Origin of the sequence: Kaistella sp. (assembly GCF_049588135.1) — a bacterium.
Lineage (GTDB): Bacteria > Bacteroidota > Bacteroidia > Flavobacteriales > Weeksellaceae > Kaistella.
The window spans coordinates 23,486-34,908 of sequence record NZ_JBAVFG010000076.1 but is presented as its reverse complement, the minus strand read 5'-3'; the positions used below and the strand labels follow the sequence as shown (position 1 = coordinate 34,908).

Genomic DNA, 11,423 nt, shown 5'->3' with positions numbered 1-11,423 from the left:
GAGCAGCATCGGAAAGAATTAGAATTCTACCCAGTTTTTTTTGATTCTCAGAATGAGCCTGAAAAAGACTTTTAATTTCAGGAAGATCAACCATTTGATTAATGGGATCATAATCGCATGGGAGTCCGGCAATATCGACCGGCATAATTACTTTTGTTTTTTCTGTAATTGCCTGCCTAATTTTTTCGGGATCTACGGTGAAATCGTCTTTCACATCTACCATTACAGGAGTTCCGCCGCAATGCAATACTGCAAGAGCAGTAGCACTATAGGTGTATGCGGGAATTATCACCTCGTCGCCCTCTTTGATACCAAACCATTTTAAAATCAAAATTGCTCCTGAAGTCCAGGAATTAACACAAAGCACATGAGGTACTCCAGTAAGTTTTGCCACTTCTTCTTCAAGTGCTTTTACTTTTGGACCTGTTGTAATCCAACCCGATTTTAAGGTATCTACTACTTCAGCAATAATATCTTCATCGATAAAAGGGGGTGCAAAAGGTATTTTCATTATTTATTTACAATATATTTTATAAAACGATACATTTTTCTATTTTGATAACTCTCGAAAATCTGATAAACTTCATAGCCACTTTCATTATAAAATCCGATTGCCTTTTCATTTTCGTCGTAATCTGTGGTTAAAGATAATGGTAAATTTTCTATATTTTCCTTTGCAATTTCCTTTTCGAATTCTGCGAGTAGTATTTTACCATACCCTTTCTTATTTCTAAGCGTTGCGATACTTAGAAGCTCTGCATAAATGAGGTTGTTTTTCTCTGATTTACCTGCATTTAATGCCATTCTTTTTAATGCGGCAGGTTTAGTGATTAGAATCTGGGCTCCGGAAAATACAAATTCAAAAAGATTATTTTTTAACAGTTTTTTGAAGAAATTACGGTTATCTCTGCTTCCGGCAGCAAAACCTTTTATTTTGCCCTCATCTTCCAGAATCAGTAATAATCCAGGATTTTTAAGGAATGCTGTGTAAAAAACCTTGAGGAAATATTTCCCCAGTGAGGTGAGAAAAAAATTAGAAAAACGTTTCAGGTGTATTTCTACGACGGAATCAATATCCCGCTTTGTAGCTTTTCTTACTTTCAACATTACATTTCTAAGTTTTGTATAATCTGGGTGATTTTCTTAAGGTTTCCACTTTTAGAAAAATTCTCCATTGCATAACGATAGCCGTTTTGCCCCTTCTCTTTAATTTGGTCTGAATGCCAGGAAGCGATTTCTTTCATAGCAGCCACCAATTTTTCTTGGTTTTCAGGTTCAATAACAATTCCTGCATCGGCATTTATAATTGCTTTTGCGGTATCACTGTCTATATCTAAGCTCCCAATAATTGGTTTTTTAGAAAACATATAAGCTGGCAATTTAGACGGGATAGAACTGTATGCTCCATTCTTTTTTACCGGCAACAACATGACATCTGCAATATCTTGGGTATGTGGCACCTTACCTTCCGGGACAGATATAAATTCAACATTTTTCGCATTCAGACTCCTTGCAAGATTTTCGCAATCTTCTTTCTTAGAACCACTTCCTGCAATAATTAGACGGGAATTAGTTACTGCTGCTTTTACAAAACACTCAATTAAAAATTCGACACCAGCAACCGGTCCATTATTTCCTAAATACATATAGGTAAAAGGCTTCTGTCCGGTTTCATCTTTAAAATCAGCATTATCTTTGAAATACTTAATAAAAGTATTTTCATCTTGCCAGTTAACAATCACAGAAAAATGATCTAGAGGTAAATTTCTAGATTTTGCTAAATAAGCTTTCATATTATCTGAAATGCAGAGAACTTTGGCAGAGTTATGCAAAATAAACCGGTCTTTTTTCAATAAGACATTCTGAATAATCCCTTTTCCAAAAGGCAATTTGTTTATTAAAGATTCCGGATAAATATCCTGTATAATTGTTACACAGGGAATATTAAATTTTTTGGTTGCTTTTATAATTTCTTCCTGTGCAAATAATGGCCAGGCATTCATGTACACAAGTTCAATGTCTTTATGATTTTTGGTAATATAATCGAAACACCATTTCCCAAAACTTTTGCTTTCTTTGTATCTTCCAATCAAAGACATTTCCGGACTTGTGAATGAATTAGTGATAATATGTTCAAAGTCGACTTTCGAAATCCTATTTTGATCAAACTTGAAATTGAAAGGTCTGGTAGGTCTGGGAGTAATTACTTTAACTTTTCCTGTTTTGGACAACTCTGTCGCTACATCAAACATTACTTGTCCTGAAACGGTAGGTTCAGGCGGAAAAACACAGGAAATAATTAATTTATATTTCATATTATATTATTGTATGGTCACAATTTTTAAAAGAAGATGGACAGGTTGTTATGAATATTTTTTTGATTGCTCGGTAATCCACTCAAAAGTTTTTTTCATCCCTACGAGTAAAGGTTGATTAACTTCCCAACCAACTTGTTCGCGGTATAATTTGTTATCGGAATTTCTACCTTTAACACCTAAAGGACATTTGAACCCATATTTATCGATGAAATCCTGACCGTCAATATTATCAATTGATAAATCTTTTCCTGAAATATCGATTGCCATTTGCGCCAGCTGGTTAATACTTACCATTTCTTCACTTCCAATATTTACTGGACCAGTAAAATCTGAATGCATTAAACGCAGTACCGCTTCTACACATTCATCTACATACAAAAATGATCTTGTCTGCAGTCCGTTACCCCAAACTTCAATGGCATCTCCGGCTTTAGCTTCAGCAACTTTTCTACACATGGCTGCAGGGGATTTTTCTTTTCCACCTTTCCAGGTTCCTTGTGGTCCAAATATATTATGAAATCTAGCAACACGCACATCTAATTTGTAATTTCTCTTAAATGCCAAAAAAACTCTTTCTGAGAATAGTTTCTCCCACCCATATTCTGAGTCTGGATTTGCAGGATATGCTGAAGACTCTTCACAGTTTGGATTGTTAGGATCTAATTGATTATGCTCCGGATACATACAAGCTGATGAAGAATAGAAAACTTTTTTAACATTTTTGGTAACGCATTCTTTGGCAACATTCAAATTGATCATTGCAGAATTGTGCATCACGTTGGCATCATTTTCTCCTGTAAAAATATAGAGCGCGCCTCCCATGTCTGCAGCAAGCTGATACAATTCGTCAACCCCTTCTTCTATAACAAGCTCTACCACTCTGGGATCTGTTAAATCACCTAAAATAAATTCATTACATATTTCTTCGTGGCTGAAATATTCGTGATTTTTAATATCACAAATCCTTACATGGTTACCTTCTTCTTTCAATCTTTTAGCCAAATGACCGCCTATGAAACCACCGCCACCTAAAATTACAATTTTCTTCATTTTTTTAATATTCTTTTTTGTTGTTAATGTACCATTCGTACGTTCTTCGGATTCCTTCTTCTAATGCTACAGAATAAGACCATCCTTTATTTTTTAATTTCGAAACATCCATCCATTTCCTCGGTGTACCGTCTGGCTTAGAATCATCCCAAATGATCTCGCCAGTATGCCCAACTGTTTTCTGAATGATTTCTGCTAATTTTTTTACTGGTAAATCAATACCAGTTCCCACATTATATAACTCTTCCTCCATTTTATTTTCTAAGGCAAACTTCACTGCCTCAGCCAAATCTTCTACATAAAGAAATTCCCGGTAAGGTGTTCCGCTACCCCATAAAGTTACGGCTAAATTTCCATTATTTTTAGCATTTTCAAATTTTCTGATCATCGCCGGAATAACATGGGAAGTTTCCAGATCAAAGTTATCAAAAGGACCATATAAATTGGTTGGCATTAAGCTGAAAAAATCTTTCCCAAACTGCCTGCGTATGGTTGCACAAGCTTTGACACCTGCAATTTTTGCTATGGCATACGCTTCGTTGGTGGGTTCCAATACATCAGTTAAAAGACACTCTTCTTTTAAGGGTTGTAATGCCTGTTTTGGATAAATACAAGAACTTCCTAAGAAAATAAATTTTTTAACATGGTGTTGATGAGCACCATCAATTAAATTATTTTGAATCTGTAGATTCTCCATCAGGAATTGATACGGGAAATTTTTATTGGCAAGAATCCCCCCAACTTTAGCTGCGGCATCTATAACGACTTCTGGCTTTTCTGCTTCAAAAAAATCCTGCACTTCCTTTTGATTTCTTAAATCAAGTTCTTTGCTGGTTTTCCCAATGACGTTATGATAGCCTGCCTGTTCAAGCGAACGGGCTATCGCGCGTCCAGCCATTCCGCAATGTCCTGCAATATATATTTTTGTTGATTTCAAACGGTTAACTGTTGCAGTTAAATTCTTTTATAATCGTCTTCAATTCTCACAATATCATCTTCACCAAAGTAAGTACCATGCTGAACCTCTATGAAAATAACATTCCCGGAGGTTTGATTTTCTATTCGGTGTGTCGCACCCAAAGGAATTATAACAGTTTGTCCCGGAACACACGATATTTTTTGCTCATCGATTGTTACGATAGGATTCCCTTCGATAATGGTCCAAACTTCTGCTCGATGTTCATGATATTGGAGAGAAAGTCTTCCGCCGGGTTTTACCAGAATACGTTTTACTTTATGGGTTGCGGCATCTTCCAGCACCCAATACTGACCCCAGGGTCTAATGTCCTGTTCCATTTTTTTAGTTTTTTCCAATTCTTTTTGCAAGTTCTAAATAGGATTTTAAAAAACCTAATCTCGCTTTTATTCTTCCCCGAACGTTTCTTCTTAAATCACTCGCGTTACTGCTATGGATTCGATGATACAGTGTTTTATCATCAATATGAAGATTGGCCTTCAAAATATTTGCTGCCATCGCAAACCATAAATCATGCGCTTCAACGTATCCCGGAATCGGCAGCACTTTCGAAATCAATTCCCTTCTAAAAGCCATTGCACAGCCAAAGTAACCAATTTTACCGGCGAAAACAGCCAGAATATTTTTTTTATATGAAAAACTATCTTCTGGCGACACTTTTCGCAAATTGTTCTCTACACGATCACCATGATCATCAATACAACTGAAATTACTAGACACAAGTAAAACGTCAGGATACTGTAAGAAATACTTTTCAAAAGTTTTTAACCGATCCTTTTCCCATAAATCATCTTGATCACAAAGAAAAACAAGGGCATTATTACTTAAAGAAATCGCTCTTTCAAAAGATTTCACATGACGTAAGTTTTTATCATTCCGATAAATTTTTATTCTATCATCATTATAGGTCTCAATAATTTCCAAAGTATGATCTGTGGAACAATCGTCTACAATAATAATCTCATCATCTACACCAAGTTGCTCAATAACAGAATCCAACTGCTGGGCAATATATTGGGCTCCGTTAAAAGTTGCTATGCAAACGCTTTTCGTCATCAATGATCTTGAAATTATTATATTTGTAAATTACGAGCAAAAATACAAATTTTAATTTAAAAAAAAATGAAGAGAATTCTTTTATTATCAACTCTTATCGTTTATAATTTCTTCTATTCAAACACCCTCGATGTAACCCAATTTGGTGCAAACGGAAAGGACACAAAAGATGATACCACAGCTTTTCAAAAATGCGCTGATCAACTCGCAGCCTTGGGCGGTGGAACGATGGAAATACCGCTTGGTACGTATTATATTTCTCATGTGAAATTTTTTGGTAAAAAATACAGCAATATTACATTTAAAGGAAATGGTTCTACCATCAAACAGGTTTTTCTTGGAAAAAGAATATTAATCGAAAGATGGAATTCTTATTCCAGAATAAATGCGGCAGATGGTTGTTTTCTTTTCGATGCACAAGTTTCTAAACAGTTTGATGACCGAAACAGCATTAAAAATATCATTATTGACAATTTACATTTCGTATCTGATGTTGTAAAATTAGGTTTTGATGAGTTGTCTCATCAAATTTCCGCCCATGGCGTTTCCGGTTTTACCGTGAAAAACTCTTCTTTTACCGGCTTTTTAGGTGATGGGATCAGCATCAACGCCGGAATTGATTTCACTAAAAACTACGGTGCATATAATAAAGATGTCACCATTGAGAACTGCAAATTTGATGGCATTAACAATGAAAACAGACAAGGAATAAGTTTTTATTATTGCGATGGATTTCTAGTTGAAAATTGCAGTTTCAAAAATATTACCCGAGATGGAATGCCCGCTGCAATTGACGTAGAGCCGATGGATAATTGGCAGGTTTCTCGAAATGGGATTATTAGAAATTGTGATTTTACAAACATAGGGGGCGTAGCTGCCATTGTTATTTTTCTGATGGATAAAAGCAAAGAGAATCCTGTAAAATCAAGCTATGGATTTATCATCGAAAATTGCAATTTCAATAAGGTTCGAACGCCATTGGCTGTTATCGGAAATGATTCCTATCGAAATTATAATGATGGTGAAAATAAAATAATCTTTCAGAACTCAACAATAGATGGTTTTAAAACAATCTTGGATTTTAGAAAGGCGTACGAAGTGTTATATGATAATCTTACCTTTAAAAACAACGACAAATTGTACTTCTACAAACAAGAAAATGAATTCAATAATTTCACCATAAAATCTAGCTTATTTGAAAATACAGATATTCAAAAAAACTTTCTGATTAATAAAAACAGCTTGAAAAATTTAAAGTTTGAAAATAACAGAATTATTAATAACGGAAAGAGCTCTACCTTTTTTTTTTAATTCTGACAATCCTAATAATTAGCGTGGGTATCCTTTATTATTTCAAACGGGTTAAATTATAAAACAATTTTATTTGATAATAATTTAATTTTGAAAGACCATTTATTTCCTTTAAGAATTGCAAGTGCTGTTGTTGGCTCGCAATTACATTTCTTAAATTCTTAAGCTTCCCTAAAAAATAATTCTCATCTACTTGGTGTGCTCCCAAAGTGTTTGAACTGTGTTGCCTATATAAAATTAGCGGTCGATTGATAATTTTGATAACACCATAACGTTCTGCCAAAATCAGCAACCACCAATCATGCATCAATATGTTTTTGGGGATGGGTTTTACTAATTTTTTAAGAGAATGATTAAACATCATGGTACATCCGGGCGCAAAATTAAAAACCTGTAAATAGCAGTTTTTAATTAATCTCTCTGGGTTAACTTTCGTATAATTCCAAAAGGAAGGATTGATGATTTTGAGATCTGAATCTACCACTTTAGCATCAGTTGCTACCAATACTGGGAAATCTTTATGTAAGGATTCAGCTTTTTTTATTTCATTATAACATTGCTCTACTTTGGTGTCTAGCCAAATATCATCCTGGTCACAAAACATGTAATAAGAAGAATCTACTGATTCTAGAAGTGAAAAAAAGCTGTCTCTTGCTCCTTTATTTTGTTGAGCGTCTTCAATAAAAAAGAACCGCTGATCCAAATTACAATATTCTTTAATAATGCTTACCGTATGATCGGTAGAGCCATCATCGCGGATATACAGTTTCCACCCAGAGAAACTTTGTGCTATTAAAGAATCTAGCTGTTGGCGAAGGTATTTTTCACCATTGTAGGTAGCAAGCAAAATAGCAATTTCCTGCATTTCTATAAAATTAATTTATTATAAAAAAGATTTAACATCAGATAGCCGACCGCAATAAGTACGACCACAAGATAGCCAATAAATCGCACACGGAAAAGATACACAATCATTGGAATTAAAATAATTTCTACCACGCCCAAAAACTCCTGAACTCTAAAAGCGGAAGCAGGAACTGCTGACAAACCTGGAAAAGCAGCTAATGAAATTGCATATATTTTTAATAAAAGATAAATATATTGATTCTGAAGATAAATTTTCTTCGCATTGAACAGCAGAACCAGCAGGATTGCAATTTTGCTTAGAAACATATAATTGAAGACATTAATCTTATCTGCATCACCTATAGAAAGATCTTGCAATTTTTGATAAACCTCAGCTTTTTCTTGAATGTAAGGTATCGGAATATGACTAAAGACATTCCCACCAACAAAATGCAAAATATAACCTATTGGAATCAGTAAAGTATAAACGTAAATATTTTTAGAGTCTTTTTTTATAAACCATAGCGGGAGCGCTATAAATGCAGAATAATGGAAAAAACCTGCACAGATAACAAAGAAGATAAAATATTCTGCTTTACGTTCATATAAATAATAAAGTGCAATAAGAAAGAAACCTGAAGCTACTCCTGCTCTAATCTGGGTGAGCTCATGTAGTAAATAATAGTGACTAAAATAAACCAGACAAGAAAGATAGAAAAAAGGAGAAATTCTCTTAATACCAATAAGCTTAGTAGTAACCCCTAAAATTGCATATGTAATTAGTAGTGTGGCAAATGGAAGATTTAAGTAGTTCTTCAGAAAGTTTTTAAGAATGATAAAGGATACTTCTACATCAACCTGCCTTAGTTGCCAATAGAAGAAATAAACATGGTAATCTCGATCTACAGTCGCATCCCTAAAGCCAGCCAAAATTATTAGACTTAATGTTACACAAAAAAAGATGATCTTATTGATTAGAACATTTTTTGTTTGAAAAACAACAAACAATAATAGGATACTAAAAAAAAATAAAAGTTCGGTTATCATAAATCAAATTGTAGTATTGTATTGCTATTCATTAGTTTCTGAAAATGCTCTCTACCTATTAATCTAATAAGTTAATGACTATAAACTCTGTGGTTTATAAAACCGGTGAAGCACTATAGACCTAATTAAAAAAAAGTTATTTTATACCCTTGAAAAAGAAACATCCTCGTAAAAACTGATTTACTAAAGGCTTTCCCTCTATAAAGAATAAAATGTGGTCTTTTATTGTTCTTTGGTTCTTCGGAATATAAATTTTTGCAGATTTGATCTCATCTTTAAGGTTCAACGATAATAGTGTCGGCAATAATAATTGGTAGTGTCTCTTTAAAACTTCTAATTGATAATTTTCAGGTAATTGATATTTATTTATATAATCCAGTTGAATCTCTAAAATTCCTTTTGACAATTTATACCTTTTATCAAAGGTAGTTGTGTGGCTTGCACTTTCTGCTAAATATCGATAAGTCGCAGTAGTATCTGATAAGACATGTACCCTGCTTTCAACATAAATATCTAATAACCAAGGAAAAGTACCATCAATATAATCTTTTTGAAATAATGGTAAGAAATTTTTTCTCAGGAGCCAAGTACATGGTGCCATAAAACCAGCGGCGAGCAAAAACTCCTCAAATCCCCTATAAATCGGAAATCTTTCCGGATGGTTTTTAAATAAAGATTCTTCCGTTTTACCGGTAGACTGATGCAATATATTAAAATCGGTTACAACTAAACCAAATTCAGTATTTTCTTCTAAAAACAGCACTTGTTTTTGCAATTTTAAAGGATCAGCCCAGTAATCGTCGCCCTCACAAAAAGCAATATAATTAGAGGTCACCTGCTCTGCTGCCCAAAAAAAATTAGGTATCATTCCCAAATTATTTTTATGTTTGGTATATTTTATAGTAAAGTTGTCAGGAATTTTTTTGCTGGCTAAATACTCATTGATAACCTTGTCGGTACTATCTGGTGAATTATCATTGGCAATAATGAATTCTATTTCGCCAGGATAATCCTGCACCAAAACCCCATCGAGGGTCTGCGTAATATAGTTTTCGTGGCCGTAGGTGATGGTTACGACACTTACTTTTGGATAATCAGTCATGATTCATTTTAATGATTTTTGCCGGAATCCCAACTGCGACACAGTTATCCGGAAGATCTTTGCTTACGACCGCTCCTGCACCGATAATTACATTTCTTCCTACTTTAACATCGGGTAAGATAACCGCATTGCTGCCAACGCTGGAAAAATCGCCGACTGAACATCTGCCCAAAAGTTTTGCACCAGGTGAAATTTCAACATAATCTCCCGTTATCACATCATGGGTAACGATTGCATTATAATAGATTATATTTGCATTCCCAATAGAAGCACTGTTTGACACTATCGCGCCAGAAAGGATATTACTTCCTTCTCCTATTTGAACTTCGTAATTGCCTATATCGGAGAATTTACTTACCGTTGATTTTAACTTACCACCGAATGCTTCAAACTTTTCCTGCATTTTTTTTCGGAGTAATGGACCTCCAATTCCGATGGTAAAATCATTTCCGTAGTTTTGAAAATGTTCTTTAACCTGCTTTTCATTTTTTAAGATAGGAAATTGATTGTACAGAACTTCAGGAAGATCGTGATTCACATCATCATAAAAAGCCAAACCTGCCAACTGATTATTTTGATGCAGTATTTCCAGTACTTCTTTGGCAAAACCTTTCGCTCCAATAATGATCATGGTTAATTGTTTTGAATTCTTAATAACAATCGGCAAATCATATCGACTTCTTCGATAGTTAAATCATAAAAGAGGGGCAGACATAAAATCCGTTTTGAAATATCGTCAGTGATGGGGAAATGCTTTGGTTCCAGATACGGAAGTGCAGTGGCTAAACTGGGGTAAAAATACCGTCTAGTTCCAATTTCATTGAGCTGCAAATGTTCTTTGCATTTTAACATCAATTCTTCGGTGTCGAAAATAATTGGATAATAAGCGGCATTATTTTCAGAATGATCTTTCCAAATCGGACGCCGGGCTTTTAAGTTCTTTAATTTATCGTCGTACCTTGCGGTTAAAGCTTTTCTCTTTTTAGAAATCTCTTCGATATATTTTAAATTCGCCAGTCCCATCGCCGCATGAAACTCGGAGTTCTTTCCATTCAATCCCAATTCATCAAAACTGTCAAATCCCGAGATACCGAAATTGCGCACTGAAGCCAGTTTCTTTAAAATTGTGGGGTCTTTGGTGATTAACAAGCCGCCTTCAATGCTGTGGTATAATTTGGTGGCATGAAGACTGCAGGTTGAAATATCTCCAAACTCAAAGATCGATCTTCCATTCACTTCAACACCAAAAGCGTGCGCAGCATCGTAAATAACTTTAAGATTGTGTTTTTTTGCAATCTGATCTATTTTTTCTACCTCGCAGGGGTTTCCATAAACGTGCGTGGCGAGAATCGCTGAAGTATTTTCCGTAATGGCAGCTTCAATTTTAGTGGCATCAATATTTAAACTTTGCGGATCAATATCAACAAAAACAGGAGTGCAACCTTCCCAGACAATACTGGAAGTGGTGGCTACAAAGGAAAAAGGCGTGGTAATGATTTCTGCTCTTAAATCCAATGCTTTAATCGCCATCTGCAAAGCAACCGTTCCGTTGGTAACAAATAATAAATGATTAACTTCAAGATACTTTTTGAGTTGCAGCTCCAAATCACTTGCTAAGGGGCCCATATTGGTGAGCCATTGTCTTTTCCAGATATCCTTCAGATATCCTTGAAACTCGTCAATTGGGGGTAGGAATGGTTTAGTTACTGGAATCATT

The 11,423-nt window shown here is 34.8% G+C and carries 13 protein-coding genes; 1 reads left to right on the top strand and 12 read right to left on the bottom strand.

Annotation, left to right across the window (positions count from 1 at the left end; genetic code table 11):
* The 7 genes from WBY99_RS04365 to WBY99_RS04335 form a co-directional block, all read right to left on the bottom strand.
* Nucleotides 1-511, bottom strand: a 511-nt coding sequence (locus WBY99_RS04365) for a DegT/DnrJ/EryC1/StrS family aminotransferase (RefSeq protein ID WP_423975113.1), incomplete at its 3' end; no start/stop codon positions are given.
* Nucleotides 511-1,107 carry a GNAT family N-acetyltransferase gene (locus WBY99_RS04360; protein WP_423975112.1) on the bottom strand — a complete coding sequence of 199 codons (597 nt, stop codon included), beginning with the start codon at nt 1,105-1,107 and terminating at the stop codon, nt 511-513. The genes WBY99_RS04360 and WBY99_RS04365, both read right to left, overlap by 1 nt.
* The gene (locus tag WBY99_RS04355; protein ID WP_423975111.1) at nt 1,107-2,315 is read right to left on the bottom strand and encodes a glycosyltransferase family 4 protein; all 1,209 of its coding nucleotides are present in this window, start codon (nt 2,313-2,315) and stop codon (nt 1,107-1,109) included. Before WBY99_RS04355 ends, WBY99_RS04360 begins: the two co-directional genes overlap by 1 nt.
* A 48-nt stretch (nt 2,316-2,363) precedes the next feature.
* Nucleotides 2,364-3,368 carry an NAD-dependent epimerase/dehydratase family protein gene (locus WBY99_RS04350; protein ID WP_423975110.1) on the bottom strand — a complete coding sequence of 335 codons (1,005 nt, stop codon included), beginning with the start codon at nt 3,366-3,368 and terminating at the stop codon, nt 2,364-2,366.
* A gap of 4 nt (nt 3,369-3,372) precedes the next feature.
* Nucleotides 3,373-4,305 carry a GDP-L-fucose synthase family protein gene (locus tag WBY99_RS04345; RefSeq protein WP_423975109.1) on the bottom strand — a complete coding sequence of 311 codons (933 nt, stop codon included), beginning with the start codon at nt 4,303-4,305 and terminating at the stop codon, nt 3,373-3,375.
* 17 nt (nt 4,306-4,322) lie between these two features.
* Complete coding sequence (locus WBY99_RS04340; RefSeq protein WP_423975108.1) at nt 4,323-4,664, bottom strand: phosphomannose isomerase type II C-terminal cupin domain; 342 nt, start codon at nt 4,662-4,664, stop codon at nt 4,323-4,325.
* A 4-nt stretch (nt 4,665-4,668) separates the two neighbouring features.
* On the bottom strand, nt 4,669-5,400 hold the full coding sequence (locus tag WBY99_RS04335; protein WP_423975107.1) for a glycosyltransferase: 732 nt from the start codon (nt 5,398-5,400) through the stop codon (nt 4,669-4,671).
* 66 nt (nt 5,401-5,466) lie between these two features.
* On the opposite strand from WBY99_RS04335, the gene WBY99_RS04330 reads away from it, so the two are divergent.
* Nucleotides 5,467-6,711 carry a hypothetical protein gene (locus WBY99_RS04330; RefSeq protein ID WP_423975106.1) on the top strand — a complete coding sequence of 415 codons (1,245 nt, stop codon included), beginning with the start codon at nt 5,467-5,469 and terminating at the stop codon, nt 6,709-6,711.
* A 37-nt stretch (nt 6,712-6,748) separates the two neighbouring features.
* Here WBY99_RS04330 and WBY99_RS04325 read toward each other — a convergent pair whose 3' ends face one another.
* The 5 genes from WBY99_RS04325 to WBY99_RS04305 form a co-directional block, all read right to left on the bottom strand.
* Nucleotides 6,749-7,576 carry a glycosyltransferase family 2 protein gene (locus WBY99_RS04325; RefSeq protein WP_423975105.1) on the bottom strand — a complete coding sequence of 276 codons (828 nt, stop codon included), beginning with the start codon at nt 7,574-7,576 and terminating at the stop codon, nt 6,749-6,751.
* 2 nt (nt 7,577-7,578) lie between these two features.
* Entirely contained in the window at nt 7,579-8,604 is a 1,026-nt protein-coding gene (locus WBY99_RS04320) for an EpsG family protein (RefSeq protein WP_423975104.1), read from the bottom strand.
* Nucleotides 8,605-8,740: 136 nt separating this feature from the next.
* Nucleotides 8,741-9,706 (bottom strand): glycosyltransferase family 2 protein, encoded by a 966-nt coding sequence (locus WBY99_RS04315; RefSeq protein WP_423975103.1) that lies wholly within the window; start codon nt 9,704-9,706, stop codon nt 8,741-8,743.
* Nucleotides 9,699-10,337, bottom strand: coding sequence for an acetyltransferase (locus tag WBY99_RS04310; RefSeq protein WP_423975102.1), 639 nt, complete (start codon nt 10,335-10,337; stop codon nt 9,699-9,701). The genes WBY99_RS04315 and WBY99_RS04310 overlap by 8 nt, the downstream gene beginning before the upstream one ends.
* A 2-nt stretch (nt 10,338-10,339) precedes the next feature.
* A complete protein-coding gene (locus WBY99_RS04305) occupies nt 10,340-11,422 on the bottom strand; it encodes a DegT/DnrJ/EryC1/StrS family aminotransferase (RefSeq protein ID WP_423975101.1) in 1,083 nt (360 codons plus the stop codon).
* Nucleotide 11,423: the final 1 nt, after the last annotated feature.

What these genes read in the sequence shown, in the direction of transcription:
- WBY99_RS04360 (WP_423975112.1), bottom strand. Translation starts at nt 1,107, where the DNA reads ATGTTGAAAGTAAGAAAAGCTACAAAGCGGGATATTGATTCCGTCGTA.
- WBY99_RS04350 (WP_423975110.1), bottom strand. Translation starts at nt 3,368, where the DNA reads ATGAAGAAAATTGTAATTTTAGGTGGCGGTGGTTTCATAGGCGGTCAT.
- WBY99_RS04330 (WP_423975106.1), top strand. Translation starts at nt 5,467, where the DNA reads ATGAAGAGAATTCTTTTATTATCAACTCTTATCGTTTATAATTTCTTC.
- WBY99_RS04320 (WP_423975104.1), bottom strand. Translation starts at nt 8,604, where the DNA reads ATGATAACCGAACTTTTATTTTTTTTTAGTATCCTATTATTGTTTGTT.
- WBY99_RS04325 (WP_423975105.1), bottom strand. Translation starts at nt 7,576, where the DNA reads ATGCAGGAAATTGCTATTTTGCTTGCTACCTACAATGGTGAAAAATAC.
- WBY99_RS04355 (WP_423975111.1), bottom strand. Translation starts at nt 2,315, where the DNA reads ATGAAATATAAATTAATTATTTCCTGTGTTTTTCCGCCTGAACCTACC.
- WBY99_RS04310 (WP_423975102.1), bottom strand. Translation starts at nt 10,337, where the DNA reads ATGATCATTATTGGAGCGAAAGGTTTTGCCAAAGAAGTACTGGAAATA.
- WBY99_RS04340 (WP_423975108.1), bottom strand. Translation starts at nt 4,664, where the DNA reads ATGGAACAGGACATTAGACCCTGGGGTCAGTATTGGGTGCTGGAAGAT.
- WBY99_RS04335 (WP_423975107.1), bottom strand. Translation starts at nt 5,400, where the DNA reads ATGACGAAAAGCGTTTGCATAGCAACTTTTAACGGAGCCCAATATATT.
- WBY99_RS04315 (WP_423975103.1), bottom strand. Translation starts at nt 9,706, where the DNA reads ATGACTGATTATCCAAAAGTAAGTGTCGTAACCATCACCTACGGCCAC.
- WBY99_RS04305 (WP_423975101.1), bottom strand. Translation starts at nt 11,422, where the DNA reads ATGATTCCAGTAACTAAACCATTCCTACCCCCAATTGACGAGTTTCAA.